Here is a 20882-nt window from a genome sequence, read left to right on the forward strand (position 1 = left end):
ATAGCCTTCTCATCTCCCTTAAAGGGATAAAATCGTTTAGTACAATTTCGAATGGCCTAGTGTAAAGAATGCTAATTCCCCGAACTAATTTTTTGACCTATTTTCCTTTCTACTGCGTTAAGCTTTTTCGCCGTAGCTACGGCTATGCCTGTAAACCTTGCCTTGTAAAAAGAAAAATATTTTCAAAAACTTTAATTCGTTTTATTAACACTCTTCACACTAGCCTAAAATCCTTGATCAACACTAAGCTTAAAGACTATTGGACTATTGGGCTGTCAGACTATTGGACTGTTAGACTTCAATCATCAACTCATCGTAAGCCAAAAAAACATTTTCAGGAAGTTCTGACTGCACCTCATCATGAAAGCCCATTTGATGGCTAATATGGGTAAAATAGGCTCTATCGGGTTTAATTTCTTCGACCAATTGCAAGGCTTCGGCCAAATTGTAATGCGATATGTGCTTCTCTTTGCGAAGAGCATTTACAACCAAAATTTTGGCACCCTTTATTTTCTCTTTCTCTTCCTCCGAAATGTAATTCACATCGGTAATGTAAACCAAATCGCCAATGCGATATCCGTAAACAGGCAATTTTAAATGCATTGCCCGAATCGGTTGTATTGTGGTTCCATTAATCTTGAATGGCTGATTGTTTACCTCAATCAAATTCATTTGAGGTATTCCGGGGTATTTAAACTCAGCAAATACATAGGCAAATTCCTTTTTTAGTGATTCCTGAACTCGTTTTTCGGCATATATATTTACGGCAGTTTTATTCACCCAGTTAAAAGCACGAATATCATCCAAACCAGCTGTATGATCTTTATGCTCGTGCGTAAAAAGTATTGCCGAAATATTTTCAACTCCGGCACGAAGCATCTGGTATCTAAAATCCGGACCACTATCAATCACAATATTTTGATTATCGACATGAATTAAAACCGAAGTCCGCAAACGCTTATCCTTTTTGTTTTTAGACTGACAAACAGGGCATTTACATGCTATAATGGGCACACCTTGAGAAGTTCCGGTACCAAGAAAAGTTAGTTTTACCATACTTTATTCAAATCAGGATTCAACTCTTGCCTGCCTCGGTCTTTTTCGAATCTCTAAGTTCTTTTCGGATGGAAAGAAACAGCAAGTAGGCCAGCACAAATACAGCCAACACCGCCGATGGAATGGCTGCCCTTTCGCCAAATAAAGTTAATGCTGTAACAACCGCAAAACCCGAGCTTTTAACAGTAAGCAATAAGTTTTGAGTTATGGCAACAGGAGCCGCAACTCCCAACTTTTTACATCCCTTTTCAAAGGTCCACCCCAATCCGAAAATCCCCAGAAATAAAACCAGAGAAACCTGCAAGAGTATCTCAAAATTAGAAAAAAATACTTGTCGGTTTAAACCTACTGCCGTAAAAATTATCAGTGCAAAGCCCCAATCCACAATTCGTCCTCTCACTTTCTCGATAGTTGGTTTTATGGGTCTCCAAAGCAATAATCGGGAAATCAGTAAAGGAATTATTACCAATTGAACCATGGCAATAAACAAGTCCTCTGGTTTAATTGCTCCCTCAACATTCGAAAATAATCCAACGATTAAAGGCGCAAAGAACAGAGACGAGATAAAAGCACCCAAAGTGCCCACAATTGCATACTTTAAATCACCATCCAGAATATGCGCAAATGGAATTACCGCAACACCTGGCGGAGTGGATGCAATCACTACAAAACCAAGAAACAACTCAGGCGTTGGCATAATAAAATAGGAAAGGGTAATCACTACCGCCCCAAAAACCACATAATTTAAGAACGACCCCATCAACATTGGCTTAATCATTTCCTTTAATGGAAACATTGCCTTGGTTGAAATCCCTGTGGTCGAAAATGTCATAACCACAGCCAATACATAAAAAGTATAATTCTTGAATAGGGATGCATGCTGACCAATCGCTAAGCCAAGAATTACCGCCAACACCAATATAAAGTTTCTATTTAATATGATTTTAGTAACAATCTCTTTCATTTTGTAATGCAATTCAGTGATTTTGATGTAAAGATGAAACAATTATAATTGGATTCAAAATTATTTAGATCTATTCCAGATAGACTTTGTAAAATAGATTCCCCACTCCTTAGCATTCACTCATTCCCTCATTAATTTTGTACATTTGCCCAAAATAAAAACAAAAATGAAAGGCAAGTTATACCTAATTCCAACCACTTTGGGAGATACCTCGATCAATCAAGTTATTCCTAAAGACATTCAAGAGCTGATTCCAACAATCAAACATTTTATTGTTGAAAACATTCGAACTGCACGCCGGTATCTTAAAAAGGTAAATTCTGCAATTGATATCGATACACTTCGGTTTTACGAACTGAACAAACACAGCTCGCCAAGCGAAATTGCCAGCTATTTAAATGCTATTAAAGATTTTGATATCGGAATTATTTCGGAAGCAGGTTGCCCTGGTGTTGCTGATCCTGGTGCCGATGTTGTAAAACTGGCTCATGAGAAAAACATTCAGGTAGTTCCGCTGGTTGGCCCCTCTTCTATATTAATGTCGCTAATGGCATCTGGCTTTAACGGACAGAACTTTGCCTTTAATGGATATTTGCCAATAAAATCAGACGAAAGAGCTAAAAAAATAAAGCAACTTGATTCGAGATCGCTGAGCGAAAATCAAACTCAGATCTTTATTGAAGCGCCTTACCGCAACAACAAGTTGGTTGAAGATCTAATAAACAATTGCAGCCCTGCCACAAAACTTTGCATTGCTGTTGATATTAGCATGCGGAGCGAGTTGATTAAAACACTTCCAGTAAAAGCTTGGAAAGGAATGGATATCGATCTGCACAAAAAACCTGCAATTTTTCTTCTGCACAGAGAAAAGTAGGTTTTATTCCGCCTGTATTATAAAGAGAGTATGCTATACTCTAAAAACAGCGCAGATGTTATTACCTGCGCTGCGAAAATCATAGTTAAAAATTTAGGTATAATCCCAAGCGCCTAAAACCGGGACTATTTTTTGACGAAGCCTTTATTGATACCCTAAAAAATTACAAAACCACTATGTAAATACAAGACTTTCGTCGGATTAAAATTTACAAATATCATACCAACAGGTCTTTTTTATTTTCTAAATAGCAGCAATACCATTTCTAAACCAAAAGTTCCGATTCGTACCTTATCAAAGATTGAAGCTAAATAACGTGAGTTCGACGTAAAATAATAAGCTGACTGATTTACCTGATCTATTAAAATACAATTGATATTACACTCAATTACTTGCTATTAGCTTTTCAAACTCTTATAAAAATCAGGTAAAACTGCTTTAAATTTTGCAATGGCATCTCTTAGCTGATCCGTTGTTCTTCCTCCTGCTGCATTCATATGTCCGCCGCCATTAAAGTATTCCGAAGCTACCGAGTTAATGGGTACATTTCCTTTCGATCGAAAAGAAATCTTAACCATGTCTTCCTTCTCAATAAAGATTACCGAAACCAACATGTCCTGAATCGATAAAGGGTAATTCACAAAACCTTCGGTATCGCCATCCGTGTATTTAAATCGCAGCAAATCCTCTTGACTTAAAGTTATGATTGCCGTTTGATATTCGGGAAGTACCTCAAGGCCTTTGTCCAAACAATGCCCTAACAACTTCATTCTATCAGTAGAAAAATTGTCGTACACATTCGAGTGAATTTTACTTTTGTCGATTCCTCTTGCCAATAAATCGCCAACAATCTGATAGGTTCTTGGATTGGATGAATTGTAGCTTAATCCGCCTGTATCGGTTACGATTCCTGTATACAAACATTCGGCAATTTGTGTATCAATCAGGTTCTCATCACCCAAAGCTTCAATAAACTCATACATCAGCTCACAAGTTGCACACATCGAGGTATCCGAAAACATTACATCTACTATTTGCTCGGGTTCGGGATGGTGATCGATCATGATTTTTTTTGCTGTCAACTCCTGTAGAATTTTTTCCAAATCGCCCGAGCGTTTAAATGAGTTATGATCGACAATAAAAACCAAATCGGATGAGTTCAGATACTCTTTTGCTTTTTTCTTATACGAAATGTAAATCAAAACCTCAGCGTTTTGAGGCAGCCAATTTAAAAATTCCGGATAATCGCTCGGACTAATGATCTTTGATTGTTTACCCTTTATATTTAGGTACTGATACAATGCAAGGGATGAGCCTATGGCATCTCCATCGGGACCGGAATGCGGAATGATTGCAATTTGTTTTGATTCCTGCAACAAAGCTTCTGCTTTGGCAATCAAATCCATATCAATTCTATTCTTTATATTATTCATTCTCTATTGAGTAAGATGATTCAAAATGAATGGGTAAAGATAAAGATTGATAAGCAGAATTCATCATTAAAATTATTGCGCTTGATTGTAAAGGCAACCTATTCAAAATTAACTAGAACTGTTCCAAATAAATTAAATGGGATTTTATTGCATGCCATAGCAGAAATATTATTTTTGTATACCTAGGTAAAACTTTATACACATATTTAAATGAGAAGCGACAGAACTTTTACGATGATTAAGCCAGATGCAGTGGCAGCTGGACACATTGGAGCAATTCTTGCAAAAATTAACGAAGCTGGTTTTAGAATTGCCGCCATGAAATACACTCAAATTACCAAAGAACAGGCTAAGAAATTTTACGAAGTTCACAAAGACAAACCATTTTACGATGACTTAACTGATTTTATGAGTTCAGGTTCGATTGTAGCTGCAATTCTTGAAAAAGATAATGCTGTAGCTGATTTCAGAAAGTTGATTGGTGCAACCAATCCTGCCGAAGCTGAAGAAGGAACAATTCGTAAAGAATTTGCAGAATCGATGTCGAAAAATGCTGTACACGGTTCGGATAGCGATGAAAATGCTTGTATTGAAGGAGCATTTTACTTTTCTGCAACTGAAGTTTTTTAGATAAGATATTGGCAATTGGCTTTTAGCTTGTAGCTATTAGCCTTTTGCAAATAATATTACTACCTCACCACAATTTCATCAATAATATTGGCCTGTACTTCACGGTTTAATGCTTTCACCAATCCATCGCGAATGATCATTAGTTCGTTTCGAATTACCGATGAGCGAACCGCAACAAACAAGCGGCGGTTACGGATGTAGATGTCGGTAGTTGCTTTGGCTACAGTTTTACCAATTACTTTTTCCCACGAGTTCACCAACTCATATTCCTTCAGTTTCACATCAAGTTTCGATTCTTTTAAAACCTGCTTGATCAGTTCATCTATTTTTTGTGTGTTGCTTCTTCTCATGTTTCCGTATTTACTATTGCACCATTATCGATTACAAACAATTGATATTCCAGAGCCGAACCCGATAAAATCTCATCCAAATGATCGCGATTGGTATCGGAAATAAATATTTGTCCGAAACGCTCTTCGGATACCAACCGGACAATTTGCTCAACACGATTTGAATCCAACTTATCGAAGATATCATCTAACAGCAGAATTGGCGCAAATCCTGCAATTTGCTTAATGAACTCAAACTGTGCCAGCTTTAAAGCAATCAAGTAAGTCTTCTTTTGTCCCTGCGAACCCATTTTCTTAATGGGATATTTACCCAGATTTAAAACCAAATCATCCTTATGAATTCCTACCGTTGTGTATTGCATTACCTGATCTTTCCAACGGGCATTATTAAGCAATTCGCGCATACCATGATCATGCAACTGAGATTTGTACTCCAAACTTACAATTTCGTTTCCCTGAGATATAAATGAATAGTACTCCTGAAAAACTGGCATTAGCTTATGCAGAAAATCCTTTCGCTTGTTATAAATTTCTGCTCCTAAATTTACCAACTGCTCATCCCAAATACTTAATGTATCCTCATCATATTTAACTCCGGTGGCAAAATCTTTTAATAACTTATTTCGTTGCTGAATTACACGATTGTAACGAATCAAATCATCAAGATATTTTCTGTCGTATTGAGAAATAACGCTATCCATGTACTTTCTGCGCTCCTCGCTACCATCGGTAATCAATCTTCCATCGGCAGGTGAAACCATTACAATAGGCAGCAAACCAATATGCTCCGAAAGTTTTTTGTATTCTTTTTTGTTTCGCTTAAAGTTTTTCTTCTGCCCGCGTTTCACACCACAATATACTGCCTCTTGCAGTTCCTTACGGCGATAATCCCCTTCAAGCACCATAAATTGCGCATCGTGATTTATGTTATGCTGATCGGTAGAAGAAAAATAGCTTTTACAAAAGCTTAGATAGTAAACTGCATCAAGAAGATTGGTTTTTCCCATTCCGTTATTGCCAATAAAACAATTGATTTTTGGAGAAAAATTTAATTCCAATTCAAGTATGTTCTTGTAATTAATAAGAGATAGTTTTTCAAGATGCATGCACAAAACTTTATGGTAATGCTGCAAAATTACGAAATAAAATCAATTCATATCAGCCATAAGCAAGCATTAATTAAGGTCTAATTTATTCTCATTTTTTATATTAATCCTGCTTAATATTTGGTAAAAAAAATTACATTTGCGTTAGAAAAAATAAACCTATTAATTATTTGAGTATGTCGAAGAACAAAAACAATCCGGAAACTGCGGATAATTTCGAAAATCTAGAAGAGGCGTTAAGTAAAACTGAACAATATATAGAAAAAAACCAAAAGAAATTAACTAGCATTGCAGTTGCAGTTGTTTTGGTTGCCGTTGCAATTTTTGCATACCAAAGGTATTACAAAACACCTCTGGAAGAAAAAGCTCAAAATCAATTGTTCCAAGCTCAAAGATATTTTGAACAAGATTCGTTTAAGTTGGCTTTAAATGGAGATGAAAACTATCCTGGATTTTTAGAAATTGTTGACGAATTTGGCTCAACTACTGCCGGAAACTTATCAAAGTATTATTCTGGGATTTCATACTTAAGAATAGGAGAATATCAAAATGCTATTGACTTTTTAAATTCATTCAGCTCTGATGATTTCCTTTTAAGCGCCTTAGCTAAAGCTGCAACAGGTGATGCCTATATGGAATTAGGAGAGAATGCTAAAGCTGCTTCGAACTATATGGATGCAAGCTCAATGAATGCAAATGAGTTTACAACTCCTATTTACCTGCAAAAAGCTGGTATGGTTTACGAAATGATGGGAGAATACAAAAAAGCATTAGCGGCTTACGAAAAAATTGAAAAAGATTTTTCTAAATCAGCAGAGGCTCGCGATATAGAGAAATACATTACAAGAACTAAGGCAATGTTGAAGTAATCTCTTTTAAAAAATATTTAAGGCGGAAATCAATATTGATTTCCGCTTTTTTGTTTCATCTGTTATATAATTTCTTTTCATTTGTCAGATTGAAGCCGCAAGATTAAAATAATCATTATCGTGGGTGTTTAGTCCTGCTCGATTCAACAAATTACCTGTAAAGCTTTTTCTTCAAGAATCACATTAAATTTTGATCCTATCGATTTAGGTTCGCCATCCAAGTGTGCGTAATCATTTTTCTGCCTTATCTCAAATTCTTTACCTAAAAGCTCTTTCCATCCGGAATACTTGCCTACAGTACCCGTTAAAATTCTAATAGCCAATGCCGGAAGCTGCCACAGGAAAGGTTTCCGAACAAGTATTAGATTTAAAATCCCATCAGAAACGCTTGCCTGAGGGGCAATATAGGCATTATTCCCAAACTGGCTCGCATTTGCAAAGCAAAGCATAAATCCGTTTAAAACGATCTCTTCAGTTTCGGTTTTTACAATAAAATTCTGATTCTTGCTTCGGTTAAAGCATTTTAAACAAGCAATAATGTAGGAGTACAAACCGCGCGCTTCCATCTTTTGAAACATTCGGCTTACCTTAGCATCAAAACCAATTCCTGCCACACAAAATGAATAGGAATTATTAATTCTCACGGCATCCATCCTTAAAAAATACATCTTGTTAATTCTCTCAACCGCACCTTTCACCGACAAAGGTATTCTAAGATGTCTGGCAAGTCCATTCCCCGACCCTGCCGGTATTATCCCCAATGCAATCTCTGAATGAACCAAAATACGTGCAGTTTCATTCACTGTTCCGTCTCCACCTACAGCAATAATCACATCAAAATGTTCTGTTAAGGCTTGAGCAGCAATCTCGGATATGTGTCCATGATATTCCGAATATCGAAAATATGCTTTAAATCGAATTGTGTCGAGATACTTTACGATTTCCTTAACTATATTCCTTCCTGCTTTTTTACCTGCAATAGGATTAATAATAAAAAGAATGTTTTTCATGAAATTAATTGAGCAAATTATTAATAGAATCTAATATAATTGGGTTAACATTAGAAAAGCAAGTCAACTCCTAAAGTTTAAAAAGAACCGAATATAATCATAAACAGATACAATAAGCTAAGGTAGCTTAGTGCTCAGACGATTAGAAAATCTTTATCCAATCGACACCTACAAGTTTAAGATGTATTACTTTAGTATACTGAACCTTACATCAATACTCAGGGTAATTATGATTATATGAAAAAAGTATTAAATAAAAATGTCAAAAATATTTACTAGGAAATCAAACACTTACATAAACAACTTCATTTTTTTTGAAAAAAAAGCTTTCCAGCCCTTGTATATTCTATCAAAGCACCTATATTTGCATCCGCAATCGAGAAACAAAGTTCTTTAAAAAATTGCTTTTGGGGAGATACCAAAGTGGCCAACTGGGGCGGACTGTAACTCCGCTGACTTTCGTCTTCGTAGGTTCGAATCCTGCTCTCCCCACAACAAGGTTGAAAACGTTCAATCGGTAAAAAAATTCTTGCGGGAATAGCTCAGTTGATAGAGCATCAGCCTTCCAAGCTGAGGGTCGCGGGTTTGAGTCCCGTTTCCCGCTCAACATATTGATAATATTGGGGAGATACCAAAGTGGCCAACTGGGGCGGACTGTAACTCCGCTGACTTTCGTCTTCGTAGGTTCGAATCCTGCTCTCCCCACAATTAGGTTGAAAACGTTCAATCAGTAAAAATATTCTTGCGGGAATAGCTCAGTTGATAGAGCATCAGCCTTCCAAGCTGAGGGTCGCGGGTTTGAGTCCCGTTTCCCGCTCATAATTTTGGAGAGATGGCAGAGTGGTCGAATGCGGTGGTCTTGAAAACCATTGTACGGCAACGTACCGGGGGTTCGAATCCCTCTCTCTCCGCTTCGCAGAAATGCAACAGAAAAAAAAACCTTGTAAACCTTACGTTTGCAAGGTTTTTTTCTTTTATACCAAAGCAAACAAACGCCTTAAAATGCAAAAAAAGGGTATTTCAATTGGTGTAGTTACATATATAACCTAATCATTCTTGGTTCATCATCATAGTATACAAAATGTTAGGATTTAATTACTTTAAACGACTTTACACTTTCATTAGAGCTCACATTCAACACATAAATACCTGCTGATAAATTAGCTGTACTTAACTCAATTAATTGTTCACTAGTAACTATCGACTTGACTAGTTTTCCTTGAATATTGTACAGTTTTATATCCATTTTAAGATTGTCTTTATTTTCAATCTTTAAGTAATCGCTAAAAGGATTAGGATATACTTTTAATTCTATACCGTTTTTGGCTTCAAGTTTATCTTTTATACCTGTGGTTATAGTTTCCCAAGCATTCGTAGAATACAATCCTCTACCATGAGTGGCTGCGATTACAGTTTGGTCCGATTTTCTAAGCTTTAACATGTCAATGCGCACATTTGCTAATCCACTATTTTCAGCATTCCAACTTGGATTATCAGAATCAAAATCCTCGGTAGCCCATACCCCAAATTGTGTAGCTAACATCACTTTATTTCGCTCTGTTGGATTTTGAATTATCCAACGAACAGGCATATCCGGTAAATTACCTTCTTTCTCAGACCAAGAATCTCCACCATCATCAGTATACCAAATGGAAGAAACTCCATAATTGCTAAAACAAACAATTAGTTCATTTTCCGATTCCCCTAATTCAATACAACTTATGTAGGCGTCTTGTGGAAACTCACTATGGGTTAAATTGGTTGATGTTGGATTCTCCGTATCGGCATTCTCAATTTTTAATAATTCCCCAATTTCTGTCCCTACATAAATTGTTGATGACTCTGTAGTATATGGTGATACCTTAATATGAGACACCCCAATTCCGGGATCTCCTTTCATGTTTATTTCAAATTCATCAGCAGTAACTGTTACTCCTTTTATATTTTTAAAACGGTGTATGGTTTTGGTACTAAAACTTGAGCCACAAGAATATAAGATAGCTTTGTTATCATCGTAATCAGCAGGGTTTACAAACTTGCCTGCGCTAACACCATCCAAACGACTAAAACGTTTTCCTCCATCAGTTGAACGGTAAAAGCTATTGCCTATATGCGATGACAATTGATATCTAGGATTAGATTCACTAATAAAACAAAAACATCCATCACCTCCGGTAGCTCCTTCGGTAATTTCAATTCCCGTGCTATTAAAAATCTCGGTCCCATTATCCTGAGATCCTGCCAGAAAATAATTTTCACCTGCCTCGGGATGTATCGCACAAGTATAAAACTGGGTAATATTATATCCATCATTTAACATTACAGCTTTAGAATCTGACCATAAGTTGCTTAATTTATAAACACCTCCATCATTCCCAAATAAGATCTTATCATTATCATCAGGGAAATATTCAATCACATGATAATCAGCATGCATCTTTGCATTAATGCTTGCCCAACTTGTCATACCATCCTCAGAAATCATAACATCAATAGCTCCAATGGCAATTTTTTGATGATCCGAAGGATGCACAGCTATAACCAAATCATATACACCTTGAAATCCTGAGAAATCATCTTCCGGATGAGTCGCGTCTTTCCACGTAAGCCCCATATCATCGGAATACATAGCATAACATCCATTACTCGTAGGGCTCTTACTAATGAGCGCATAAATATAATTTTCGTTTGAAGGTGCGCAGGCAATTGCAACTCTGGCACCATCACTCTTTAATGTGCTTTCGACCCATGTGGTACCATTATCAGAATAAAAAACACTTCCTCCTGCCTTGTTTGAAGGATTCGATTTTGTTGAAACATACATTCTGTTGTTAGCTCCAATTTCAATTTGTGCAGGAGAATAATTCTCACCTTCAATTTGAGGTAACACCTGGGTAAATGTTTCCCCTCCATCAGTAGAACGATACAATCCCTGGTCTGCAATTAGTTCTCCTGTTTGTCCGGATAGATTATCTACAGCTACATAAAGTACACTTTCATTATTTTCCTTACGAACTATTAAATCATTTATAAAAAGAAAGTTCTGGGAAGAAGCCAAATGAGTCCAAGATTGTCCGCCATCGGTAGATTTCATTATTCCTATCCCCTCATTTCCTGTTGAATTGGATGACCACCACCCTTCACCAGTTCCAACATAAAAAACTTTCGTATCAAGCGGATCATAAGAAATAGATGTAACTCCCAAGTTTGACCAAAAATCATCAACTGCAATCCACTTATTTTTGGTCGCATCAATATTCTCGTTGTACCACAATCCTCCTGTTACACCACCGGCCCATACTTTTCTATTGTTTGAATCATTTGGGTCAAACATTATCGCTCTTGTTCTACCTCCTACATTATACGGACCGCGAGACTCCCATTGAACGCTACTGGTTGATTTCAACCTACTTTTTACTGATTTTTTGAACGCATTAAGCACAGATTCTCTTGGAATATAGCCTAACTGAGGGTTTCTAATTGCTTTAAAATTTTGTTCCCATGCCTTTAATGGTGGTTCATCTTTTTCCATAGGCAATTGTTCTCTTTGCATAAAAAAGACACCTAGAAGTATCGATAAGAAAAAAACTAGAATTGATAATGATCTTAATTGCATTGTGATGTGATTTGGTTAGTATTTCTTATTTGATATGTGATTTAATCAGTATAAACCTATTTTATGGATTCATTTTAGCTTTGGCCTTGTCTCGGTGTTCTAATAATTTCTGATACAGCTTGGTGCTTTTTACAAATCTTTCTTTCTTTTCCATCATTTTTAGAATAAGCTTAGGATTTGATTTACACTGATTTTCGAAATATTGTAACAGAGCTCGACTTAGCTCTTCATTTTTTTGGCAGTTCGTTAAAAAGTTGATATCAATCTCTGCTAACAATCTTTCTTTATATGGATAATTAAGGGTTTGAACAAAATCTTTAACGGAATGATCAGCATATTTCTCAGCCCATCGCGAACCAAAGTGATGACTGTGACTCAGCAAAAATCTGCGATGAATTTTTTCAACAACAGCTTCTTCACCAGCAATCCTGCAGTATGTATCAAAATTATCAATCAGTATTTTATACACATCTCCTCTTATGTTTGAACCATATTTATTAATCAAATCATAAGTCTCTAATGTTGTTATTTCCTTTTTAGGAAGACTTTCTAAATACTCAGCCAATTTAGGGTCTACGCTTCCTCCTGCTGCGCGTAAAAGTTTGAAATAGTTCAACACAAAATCCTTGTCCCTATTCCCATTATTAAATTCTTCCTCCAGTGGCGCAAATCTCTTTCCAGGATCTAGGGCTATTTGCCCAAGTTTAATGAATTGTTCGGCCTTCATATAGGCAGATTTACGATGGAGCAATTTACTTGTGAAATCTGAATATATATAAGTTGGAAAAGAAGCTACACCATAAAGCTTAGCCAATTTTGGACCTTCTCCCTTCTCTGCATCAACTTTATAACAGATAAAATGTTTATTGTAGAATTTTCCAACTGTGTCAAGAGGAAAAACCTCTTTGTTCATTTTCTTACATGGGCCGCACCAATCAGTATAAAAATCAATAAAGATCAACTTATTTTCATTTTTTGCAATTTCCTTTATCTCCTCCCAGTAGCCATTTTTAAACTCGATACCTTGCGACATTGCAGATGATCCAAACAGTGTTAATAACGCAGCTAAAAACAGTTTTTTATTTTTTCTAAAAATCATAAATTTTAACATTTTAGATTCATATTAATTATATTCCTAGGTTTTGATAATCATTGTGCCAATGGTTTGAAACAATTTTACTCTTCTGTTTGAAATAATTCCCATAAGGCTTGAACTGGAATCGCCTCCTTCACTAACATTAGTGTTTGTTTTTTAGAATCTTGCATGAGAAATAGTGTAGAAATTACTCCAACCAGATTACCACGATTATCAAATATTGCTCCTCCACTAGAGCCGGGAGCGTATTCTGCGGATATGTTCATACGCAGTTCTTTCTTTTCCGAAGTACTTAATCGATTTACAATTCCACTAGTATAGTTATATAACATCACTCTTAAGTGATTAAAGGGATGACTTATAGTGGCTATGTCTTCTCCAACCAGAACTTTCCTTCTAAGCGGAAAAATATCCAAACCTTTGTCAATACCTCCTACTTTGAATATTGCAAGGTCATTTTTTTTACTTGATGCCAAGACTTCAGTTACTGGATAAACTTCTCCTTTATAATTCATAACGGCTGCTGCAACAAAAGTATATGTATTTTCAGATGAAGGAATCTCATGAATTACATGATAATTTGTAATACATATTCCATCGGAACCAACAGCAAAACTGGAAGCTAAAAAGAGATAAAATTTGCCTGGTTTATCTTTTCGTGTTGCCAGTTTGCCAAACACAAGAGAAGCTTTAGCCGCTTGCTTGTACAAAGCAGGTCCATCTAAATCCTGTTTCAGAAGTACTTCATCAGGTTTCCATTGTAATGATTTACGTGAACTCAGTTGCTGATTCAACAATTCAAAAGAAGCTAATCCTGATTTGTCATTTTTATACATCTCCTCCAACTTCAATTGAAATTCGTAAATCAATTCACTATCATTTATTGCTTGTTCAGTGATTTGGGCCGAGGAATAAAACTCCATTCCAAAAAAGAAGAATAAGAAATAGATAAGAGACAATGTCTTTGTTGTATAAACCATATTAGTTGTACTTTCGAAGTGCTTCAATCCTCTGATTAATTCTATCAATAGTTTCTTTGTTTTCATGCGACCATTTTGCCAACTCCAATGCTTTCTCCTCCAGCTCCAACGCTCTCTTATTTTCTTGCAATGCGGATAAAATATGCGAGTAAGTATCAAACACTTCAAAATACTCTGTTGTAGTAATTAATTTGTCCATCCATTCACAGGCATCCAACAAAAGTTCTGAATTGTCGGTTCTTTCGCAGTATTGATATAGAAACCAAGTGATATTATTTATACTACTGGAAGAATATAGATAGTAATGATTTGTATAGGCTTCCTTCGATAATTCAGCAAGCTTATTAACAAGTGAGTCTTTAAGAGTTCCACATGATTTATCAATTTGATCCTTTAAGCTCCATATATCGAATTCTCGCTGAAGTGCTTTAACAGGAGGAAATGCTTGATTTTTCAACTCTTTTGAAGCTACCTCATAATGCATAGATGTATATTTGTACCACACGTCGAAAAAAAACTTATCAATCTCTACCTTACCATACTTTTCAACAAACTCACTATAGTTCTTTAAAATGTACTTGTATTGATTGTTATTGGGATTGATTACGCATTTTTGAATTAGCGCCCAGTTCTTTACACTCATCCATTTATCTTCTGAAATAGTATCAAAATATTTATTAAAGATTCGTAGCGGTTCGCATTCTTGATCAGGCGGAAGATATGCATGAGGTGGTTTCAAGCTGTTAATACGTTTACTAACCACATCATAAGAATAATCTCCATTTTCAATCTTTTCTTTCCAAACCAATAAATTATCATCCACAGAGTTAGCCTGCTTCCCAAATTTTAAAAAGTCCTCAACATCGACATAACCAATGCACCTATTTAGGGTATCTCGTTTGTAATTTATAATTATAAATTGTGGTGCCATCTTAACCAATTCATCAATATCCAAATGATCCACATTGTCATCCCAACTTACTTTAGTATTGATGAAATTTTTCTTGTAGTAATTTCTAACTATACTATCCGTAAGTATTTCTCGTTCGAAAACTTTGCACCAACCGCACCAATCTGCAGTAAAGTACATAAGAATCAACTTGTTTTGCTTTTCAGCTCCCTTAAGGATTCTTTGAAATGTTATAGTATCACGTGAAATATTTGTAAAATGGATTTGCGATTTCGAGAAATGAAATGACAGAATTAGTGCTAAGATCAATGTAAAGCGAATCATTTTTCTTTTAATTAAATTAGATCTATAAAACTTTATCCATTATCCTTCTTGTCTTTTTATCAGATGGAAAAGGAGCATTAAAATTGACAAGCTTACCTTTGGAATCGATTATAATATATCTTGGAGCATATCCAATTCTATAATCCTTATTAAATTGAGATTCATGTCCATTTCGAACAATAAACTGACGATCTAAATGCCCAAGTTCTTTGGCCTTTTTCTGCCATTTCGCATTATCCTTATCCAAGGAAATCATTAAGAATACCCAATTTTCATTCTTGTAGTCTTTCTCCAATTGATGAACATTTGGCATCTCCTTCAAACATTTACCACAGTACGTAGCCCAAACATCAATATATATTTTCTTACCCCTGTAGTCAGCCAAACTGTGAACCTTTCCATCCATATCAATCAATTCAATTTCCGGTGCTGGTTTGCCAGGGCCTAAAACGGATATCTCATCAACTTTTGCCAGCATTTCAGCCTTCACTTTTTCATCAAGGCAATTCTTATTAAAATATTCAAGTATTGGCTCAATACCAGCATCGGAGTATTCATTTAATTGCATACTTAGAAGAGATTGCGCAACCAAAGATTTTACTTTTGGATTGCTCACTAATTCTTTTATCATCTCTAAGTTACCAATTGAGGCAGGGTTGGGCACATCCTTATGATTAACCCCATTTATTTTGGCATAATTATACAATAATCCTCCTATTAAGTTTCCTCCGTAAATGATGATTTCATCATTATTTAAAACCTCTTTGCTGACAACTTCTTTGCTAAAAGAAGGAATAACTTTTGGCACTTTCTTATAGGAATAGGCAGCATTCATAAATGGATAAAAAACCTTTCTGGTTAGTACCCAATACTTTGTACTAAGCTGCTCATTTTTGATCCATCTTTCATCAAAATCATTATTTTTACTCAAATCTTCCAATAGTTGATTCGATTGCTTAATGATATCATCCATCTGTTTCTCGAAAGATAAACTATCGAGTAAACTCTCTTCTTTACTCCAACTATATTTTAGATTCAATGCTTTGAATAAATTATAGTCATTCAAAGCTCGAAACTTGCCACCCTTAATCTTTATAGATTCACCTTTCTCTCCTGATAAATACAGATCAACATTATCACCTTTGGCTACTACCAATTTAAGACGTACTCCATTAATGTAATATTGTTTTTCAATTCGATCTTCTGCGATGTAAACAAAAGAGTGTTGTTCTCCTGGAGCCAAATTAACACTTACGGTATCTTTATGATTGAAGATACGAACACTTTTCTCACATTCTTTATCCAAGAGTATGCTTAGTTTTGCTTCTTTAGTGAGAAAATTACAAGAAACACAGAGCACCACTAAACAAACACTTACAATTAAATTCTTTTTCATTCTTTCGATTTAATAAGTAGTTCTTTTTCCTAATATTGATTAATCTAATGGCAGACCATACAAGAAATACATCTTCCATTACATTTTCTGGATTGTACAAAATTGCAATTAGCTTCAATTTTTCATTAATTCATCTAGTTTCTCATAAAAGTCTTCTGATTCACCACTATACTTTGCTACAATCATTTTGTCCTTATCTAGAATAATTTTGGTAGGATAAGCTTGAATCCCATACATTACTGACACATCTTTTTTAAGGTCTTCATCGTTTATTACATTTAACCATTCCAGTTTATTCTTTTTCACCGACTTCTTCCAATTATCTTCAGTATCGCTACATGCAATCCCAACTATCTCAATTTGATCTCTATACTTACTATAGTATTCTTTCATTTTTGGAAAACCTTTTGTACACCATCCACACCAACTTCCCCAAAAATCAAGTATTACATATTTATCTGTTACAGAACTTAGCCTAAGCTTTGTTCCTTTTATTGATTGTAAACTAAAATCAGGAGCGAGACTTCCTTCAATTATTCTCTTTTCCGCTTCCTTTATCTTAGTATACTTCTGGTATCTATGACACTTACGTTCTAACTCATTCTTAAAAATTCCGTTTTTCACCTTAGAATCTAAATGGTCGGAATATTTAGCTATAGTATCAAGTCTTTGCAACAATAAACAAAAGGCTGAGAGTTCTTTATCCTGGTTATTCCTGAGGTATTCCAATTGCATGATTTCTTCTGAAACACCTGCCTTTCTTCTCTCTGCAAAAAGATCATTAACTAACTTACGATTCCCTTTGCCTGATAGAGAATCAATTTGCAACTCAATTTTTACTGCCTGAGAAGATTCTCGAATATACCCACCTCTTAAATGACTGAATTCCTGATTAAACTCAGAACCAAATGCCTGATAATCCAAATAATAATCATATAATTCTCCCTCAACTTTTATACGATCATTCGGATTTATTAATAGAAAAAGAGATTTTTGATCCGGAATATATAAGTGTCCGTTAAGCCTTGTAAACCTTCCCTTTTTAAAGAAAAAGTAAGTTAAACTTGGCTCTTCACATGGCAAATCAAATGTGAATTTATTGTTCTTCGAAAATATTGTGTCCTTAAAAGGCTCATTTATCTTTCCTAGTTGCGAAATAGGAATATATTCTACATAAATGGTATCATTGCCTAAATCTTCAATATCAGCAATAAGGTTATGCTTTTGTCTACATGCTGAAATTGCTATCCCTAAAATAATAATGATTGCAAAATTCTTAATCTGATTCATAACTTATGTATTTAACTCTGCTTGACAAAGCCCGTACTAATTATTACACTTCGCCTATTTGTACTTCTATCAAAAAAAACAGACATAGTAATACCACTCCAAACAATAAGTAATTCTAATTTGCTTCAGAAAATATTTGAGGTTAATAAATTTATTGAAATAGCAAAGAAGGTTACACACCTCATAACAAGAGGCATGTAACCACTTTATTTATTATTTACGGAACTGTCTATGTGGACATAATTCCAACACTTTTCGTATTCGTAATGCTTGTTCATAAGTAATAGTTGTAGAAGCCGAATACTCATCCATTATATTATACGACCAATAGAACACTCTTTGATCGCTCTTCACCGTATACTTTTCTCTTCTAGGGTATTTCACTTCATACAAATAGGTATCTGAGCAAAAATCAACATCTCCATTAATTAGAGGAGTGCTATTATTACTGTAAAAATCTGTTGGTATTAAACCTAAAAATTTACCAACAATATATTCGAATGAGATCTCATTATCAGTATCAAACAACACAGAAGTATTAACTACAATACCAATATCCTCTACCTTCTCCCAATCTTGATATAAATCATCAACCTGAGTCATATTTTTCCATGATTTATTGGAAAATGGTACCAATAAAGGATCTCCCATTATATAAGTTGGTCTGTTTGCTGCATATTCTAACAAAGTCCACCAATCGATACCATACTCATCTTCATACCAATCAGAAATCCATATATTTAGATACTTTTCAGGATCCCATACAGTATTTTCATTTACATATGCTACCAATTCTTTTCCTTCTGCATCACCAACATTATGACGATCTAAACCTTTCTCCTTTAATGGTCTACCATCCTCACTCTGGCTTGCCAACTGAAATTTAACATTCAAATCAACAGAATGAGGAGCATTTTTCAGACTTCCTTCAAACACCTGGTTTAAATTATTGATCATTTCTTCGAGGTTCTCAGATTTAATTTCACCAATAGAGTACTTGTTATTGACATTAGAAATTAGATGAAAGATAACAGGTATCGTAATTTCATCGAAATCAACACTTGGTTTATCTTCAATATCCACAGTAAAGAAATCACTTTGAACATCTCCTGCCTTAGCATAAAATGAAACCGTACCAGCCGAAGCTGTGGTTGAATATTTACCTCCAGTTACTTCCTCGCCATCTTCAGTAAATATTTTTATTGCACCATTCGGGATCCTATCTTTTGCAATTTGATAGCCTAGGGTATCTATAACCTCAACATATTCGCCAAGAGTATCACCTTCCACAACTTTTGTAACTATGGTATCTCCATAAACCTTAAGTAAGAATTCTATTTCAGCGATTCCATCATTAAACAGTTGTTGACTATTGGCGTATAAGTTTATTTGTTTAATATAATCAACACTTTCATTAAATTCTATTACTTCTACATCCTCCTTATCACAGGCCACAAATACACAAAAGAAGGCCAGAATATATAAATATTTCATAACAATCAATTTTAAATATTACAACAACGACCAACCTGGATTCTGCTTGATCTTATTATTAAACATTAATTCTTCTTCCTGAGGAATAGGTTGAGTAAACCTATAGTCATTATCTTCAATTGTGTAAGTTATACCTTCCTCATCCTTGTCGACAGCATTCCTCGTCCATCCTGTTTGTAACCTCACAAGATCAGTCCAACGCATATCATACTCAAAACAGAACTCTCGTCTTCTTTCATTTAATATCTCACCCAAGACATCTGAACCTTCAAAGCCCGTATAGTCATTAATTCGGTTGGATTGAAATTCCTCAAGATATAGCCTTGCATTACCCAAATCATCTATTCGAGCATACGATTCTGCAATAATTAACTGCATTTCTGCAACTCTCAGAAAATAATGAGCATTGTCTTCATAATAACGATCCAACTCGCTAAACTTAAAAATTCTTCCATCTGGTTCTACGAAAGCACCTAATCTTACATCATCGGGGGAATACAAGTTGAGCAACTCATCTGATACATGTATATTCAAATTTCTCATAGGTCGCCCAATAATATTTTGTATTCCACCATTGGTATACCACGAAGGCACTGATACAATCAATGCATAATTCTTATCGGTTAAAATTCCTTTTTCATCTCCATAACCAAACTTAAACAAATCAGAAAAATTATCAATTGAAGTTAAGCTTCTTCCTTTCATTGCTTCTTTAGCATAGTTAATGGCCTTGGAATAATCATCTTCCGATCCTGCTCCTGACCCTCCTTTAAAATGATACACTTTAGCCAGTAATCCATTTACAATATTTTTGTTGTAAAAAACACTGTAATCTTGTGGCGTGGTTTTATAAGTCAGTATTTCCTCCAATAAATCAGTAATAATTTGATAAACTTCGGTCTGAGTTTTTCTAGAGGAGTCGTATGTACTTATTGCCAATGGGTCTAGGTTTATAGGCAAACCTAAATCATCATTATCATATGGAGAGAAGTATTGTATCAATTTAAACAATTCATAAGCCAATAAATACTGAGCCTCAGCCTTTACCACAATTATTTCATCTTCACTTACCGTTTCTTTCACTTTCTGTAAATGATCCAGTATGGTATTATAAAATCCAATATTTTTATAGTGATTTCTCCATAGTTTACTATGAATTGTACCTTGGAACCAATTCAGGCTTTTATAAAACATTCCATCATTGTTTCTTGCTTGCCAAGAGTACAATAAATAGGTATCTACATTTAGATCATCACTATAGTAATTAAATACCAAATATGGATCAATTGATCTGGATGTTAAAGCATCAGTTGTTCCTCCCAGACTTTCATTATCAAAATATGTACGAAGATGGGCTCCCATCAATTGCCATGCATCTTCATAAGTAAGCATGCTAATTTTATTCTTAGGCTCCACTTCCAAATAATCCTCACATGAAGTAAAGATTATAATAAGTACTAATAAATATATTTTAATTTTCATGT

Annotated in this window: 17 protein-coding genes and 5 tRNA genes; 8 read left to right on the forward strand and 14 right to left on the reverse strand. The window is 35.1% G+C overall.

Annotated features, from left to right (window positions below):
- Positions 1–291: 291 nt before the first annotated feature.
- Positions 292–1056: an MBL fold metallo-hydrolase gene (locus tag ACO05S_RS03690; protein WP_421920197.1), complete on the reverse strand. Its 765-nt coding sequence runs from the start codon at positions 1054–1056 to the stop codon at positions 292–294.
- A 19-nt stretch (positions 1057–1075) separates the two neighbouring features.
- Positions 1076–2020 carry a bile acid:sodium symporter family protein gene (locus ACO05S_RS03695; protein WP_421920198.1) on the reverse strand — a complete coding sequence of 315 codons (945 nt, stop codon included), beginning with the start codon at positions 2018–2020 and terminating at the stop codon, positions 1076–1078.
- A 166-nt stretch (positions 2021–2186) separates the two neighbouring features.
- On the opposite strand from ACO05S_RS03695, the gene ACO05S_RS03700 reads away from it, so the two are divergent.
- Positions 2187–2894, forward strand: coding sequence for an SAM-dependent methyltransferase (locus ACO05S_RS03700; RefSeq protein WP_421920199.1), 708 nt, complete (start codon positions 2187–2189; stop codon positions 2892–2894).
- A gap of 398 nt (positions 2895–3292) precedes the next feature.
- Here ACO05S_RS03700 and ACO05S_RS03705 read toward each other — a convergent pair whose 3' ends face one another.
- On the reverse strand, positions 3293–4327 hold the full coding sequence (locus tag ACO05S_RS03705; RefSeq protein ID WP_421920200.1) for a DHH family phosphoesterase: 1035 nt from the start codon (positions 4325–4327) through the stop codon (positions 3293–3295).
- A gap of 210 nt (positions 4328–4537) precedes the next feature.
- Between ACO05S_RS03705 and ACO05S_RS03710 the strand changes: the two genes are divergently transcribed.
- Positions 4538–4957 (forward strand): nucleoside-diphosphate kinase, encoded by a 420-nt coding sequence (locus ACO05S_RS03710; protein WP_421920201.1) that lies wholly within the window; start codon positions 4538–4540, stop codon positions 4955–4957.
- A gap of 59 nt (positions 4958–5016) precedes the next feature.
- Here the strand turns inward: ACO05S_RS03710 and ACO05S_RS03715 are convergent, their stop codons facing one another.
- Together ACO05S_RS03715 and recF are read right to left on the reverse strand one after the other, a co-directional pair.
- Positions 5017–5307, reverse strand: coding sequence for a DciA family protein (locus ACO05S_RS03715; RefSeq protein ID WP_421920202.1), 291 nt, complete (start codon positions 5305–5307; stop codon positions 5017–5019).
- A complete protein-coding gene (recF, locus tag ACO05S_RS03720) occupies positions 5304–6413 on the reverse strand; it encodes a DNA replication/repair protein RecF (protein ID WP_421920203.1) in 1110 nt (369 codons plus the stop codon). The genes ACO05S_RS03715 and recF overlap by 4 nt, the downstream gene beginning before the upstream one ends.
- A 176-nt stretch (positions 6414–6589) precedes the next feature.
- Here recF and ACO05S_RS03725 point away from each other — a divergent pair, with 176 nt between their 5' ends.
- Positions 6590–7282: a tetratricopeptide repeat protein gene (locus ACO05S_RS03725; protein WP_421920204.1), complete on the forward strand. Its 693-nt coding sequence runs from the start codon at positions 6590–6592 to the stop codon at positions 7280–7282.
- A 143-nt stretch (positions 7283–7425) separates the two neighbouring features.
- Here the strand turns inward: ACO05S_RS03725 and ACO05S_RS03730 are convergent, their stop codons facing one another.
- Positions 7426–8292 (reverse strand): diacylglycerol/lipid kinase family protein, encoded by an 867-nt coding sequence (locus ACO05S_RS03730; protein ID WP_421920205.1) that lies wholly within the window; start codon positions 8290–8292, stop codon positions 7426–7428.
- Between the two features lie 409 nt (positions 8293–8701).
- Here ACO05S_RS03730 and ACO05S_RS03735 point away from each other — a divergent pair.
- The 5 genes from ACO05S_RS03735 (at position 8702) to ACO05S_RS03755 (ending at position 9203) form a co-directional block, all read left to right on the forward strand.
- Positions 8702–8784 (forward strand) — tRNA-Tyr (locus ACO05S_RS03735).
- Between the two features lie 39 nt (positions 8785–8823).
- Positions 8824–8896, forward strand: a tRNA-Gly gene (locus ACO05S_RS03740).
- 18 nt (positions 8897–8914) lie between these two features.
- Positions 8915–8997, forward strand: a tRNA-Tyr gene (locus ACO05S_RS03745).
- A gap of 39 nt (positions 8998–9036) precedes the next feature.
- Positions 9037–9109 (forward strand) — tRNA-Gly (locus ACO05S_RS03750).
- Between the two features lie 9 nt (positions 9110–9118).
- Positions 9119–9203 (forward strand) — tRNA-Ser (locus tag ACO05S_RS03755).
- A 173-nt stretch (positions 9204–9376) separates the two neighbouring features.
- On the opposite strand, the gene ACO05S_RS03760 is transcribed toward ACO05S_RS03755, so the two are convergent.
- The 8 genes from ACO05S_RS03760 to ACO05S_RS03795 all read right to left on the reverse strand — a co-directional run bounded on the left by ACO05S_RS03760 (position 9377) and on the right by ACO05S_RS03795 (position 20880).
- Complete coding sequence (locus tag ACO05S_RS03760; protein ID WP_421920206.1) at positions 9377–11845, reverse strand: T9SS type A sorting domain-containing protein; 2469 nt, start codon at positions 11843–11845, stop codon at positions 9377–9379.
- Positions 11846–11969: 124 nt separating this feature from the next.
- The gene (locus ACO05S_RS03765) at positions 11970–13007 is read right to left on the reverse strand and encodes a thioredoxin family protein (protein WP_421920207.1); all 1038 of its coding nucleotides are present in this window, start codon (positions 13005–13007) and stop codon (positions 11970–11972) included.
- A gap of 77 nt (positions 13008–13084) precedes the next feature.
- Positions 13085–14050 (reverse strand): S1 family peptidase, encoded by a 966-nt coding sequence (locus ACO05S_RS03770; protein ID WP_421920208.1) that lies wholly within the window; start codon positions 14048–14050, stop codon positions 13085–13087.
- Positions 13986–15218, reverse strand: coding sequence for a thioredoxin family protein (locus ACO05S_RS03775; protein WP_421920209.1), 1233 nt, complete (start codon positions 15216–15218; stop codon positions 13986–13988). Before ACO05S_RS03775 ends, ACO05S_RS03770 begins: the two co-directional genes overlap by 65 nt.
- A 22-nt stretch (positions 15219–15240) precedes the next feature.
- Positions 15241–16614: a TlpA family protein disulfide reductase gene (locus tag ACO05S_RS03780; protein ID WP_421920210.1), complete on the reverse strand. Its 1374-nt coding sequence runs from the start codon at positions 16612–16614 to the stop codon at positions 15241–15243.
- A gap of 114 nt (positions 16615–16728) precedes the next feature.
- Complete coding sequence (locus ACO05S_RS03785; RefSeq protein ID WP_421920211.1) at positions 16729–17904, reverse strand: thioredoxin-like domain-containing protein; 1176 nt, start codon at positions 17902–17904, stop codon at positions 16729–16731.
- A 213-nt stretch (positions 17905–18117) separates the two neighbouring features.
- The gene (locus ACO05S_RS03790) at positions 18118–19398 is read right to left on the reverse strand and encodes a hypothetical protein (RefSeq protein WP_421920212.1); all 1281 of its coding nucleotides are present in this window, start codon (positions 19396–19398) and stop codon (positions 18118–18120) included.
- 18 nt (positions 19399–19416) lie between these two features.
- Positions 19417–20880 (reverse strand): RagB/SusD family nutrient uptake outer membrane protein, encoded by a 1464-nt coding sequence (locus tag ACO05S_RS03795; RefSeq protein ID WP_421920213.1) that lies wholly within the window; start codon positions 20878–20880, stop codon positions 19417–19419.
- Positions 20881–20882: the final 2 nt, after the last annotated feature.

The organism is Marinifilum sp. (assembly GCF_965230805.1).
Classification (GTDB): domain Bacteria; phylum Bacteroidota; class Bacteroidia; order Bacteroidales; family Marinifilaceae; genus Marinifilum.

What these genes read in the sequence shown, in the direction of transcription:
- recF (WP_421920203.1), bottom strand. Translation starts at nt 6,413, where the DNA reads ATGCATCTTGAAAAACTATCTCTTATTAATTACAAGAACATACTTGAA.
- ACO05S_RS03695 (WP_421920198.1), bottom strand. Translation starts at nt 2,020, where the DNA reads ATGAAAGAGATTGTTACTAAAATCATATTAAATAGAAACTTTATATTG.
- ACO05S_RS03730 (WP_421920205.1), bottom strand. Translation starts at nt 8,292, where the DNA reads ATGAAAAACATTCTTTTTATTATTAATCCTATTGCAGGTAAAAAAGCA.
- ACO05S_RS03725 (WP_421920204.1), top strand. Translation starts at nt 6,590, where the DNA reads ATGTCGAAGAACAAAAACAATCCGGAAACTGCGGATAATTTCGAAAAT.
- ACO05S_RS03715 (WP_421920202.1), bottom strand. Translation starts at nt 5,307, where the DNA reads ATGAGAAGAAGCAACACACAAAAAATAGATGAACTGATCAAGCAGGTT.
- ACO05S_RS03710 (WP_421920201.1), top strand. Translation starts at nt 4,538, where the DNA reads ATGAGAAGCGACAGAACTTTTACGATGATTAAGCCAGATGCAGTGGCA.
- ACO05S_RS03700 (WP_421920199.1), top strand. Translation starts at nt 2,187, where the DNA reads ATGAAAGGCAAGTTATACCTAATTCCAACCACTTTGGGAGATACCTCG.
- ACO05S_RS03690 (WP_421920197.1), bottom strand. Translation starts at nt 1,056, where the DNA reads ATGGTAAAACTAACTTTTCTTGGTACCGGAACTTCTCAAGGTGTGCCC.
- ACO05S_RS03765 (WP_421920207.1), bottom strand. Translation starts at nt 13,007, where the DNA reads ATGATTTTTAGAAAAAATAAAAAACTGTTTTTAGCTGCGTTATTAACA.
- ACO05S_RS03760 (WP_421920206.1), bottom strand. Translation starts at nt 11,845, where the DNA reads ATGCAAAGAGAACAATTGCCTATGGAAAAAGATGAACCACCATTAAAG.
- ACO05S_RS03780 (WP_421920210.1), bottom strand. Translation starts at nt 16,614, where the DNA reads ATGAAAAAGAATTTAATTGTAAGTGTTTGTTTAGTGGTGCTCTGTGTT.
- ACO05S_RS03795 (WP_421920213.1), bottom strand. Translation starts at nt 20,880, where the DNA reads ATGAAAATTAAAATATATTTATTAGTACTTATTATAATCTTTACTTCA.
- ACO05S_RS03790 (WP_421920212.1), bottom strand. Translation starts at nt 19,398, where the DNA reads ATGAAATATTTATATATTCTGGCCTTCTTTTGTGTATTTGTGGCCTGT.
- ACO05S_RS03705 (WP_421920200.1), bottom strand. Translation starts at nt 4,327, where the DNA reads ATGAATAATATAAAGAATAGAATTGATATGGATTTGATTGCCAAAGCA.
- ACO05S_RS03775 (WP_421920209.1), bottom strand. Translation starts at nt 15,218, where the DNA reads ATGATTCGCTTTACATTGATCTTAGCACTAATTCTGTCATTTCATTTC.
- ACO05S_RS03785 (WP_421920211.1), bottom strand. Translation starts at nt 17,904, where the DNA reads ATGAATCAGATTAAGAATTTTGCAATCATTATTATTTTAGGGATAGCA.
- ACO05S_RS03770 (WP_421920208.1), bottom strand. Translation starts at nt 14,050, where the DNA reads ATGAAAACAAAGAAACTATTGATAGAATTAATCAGAGGATTGAAGCAC.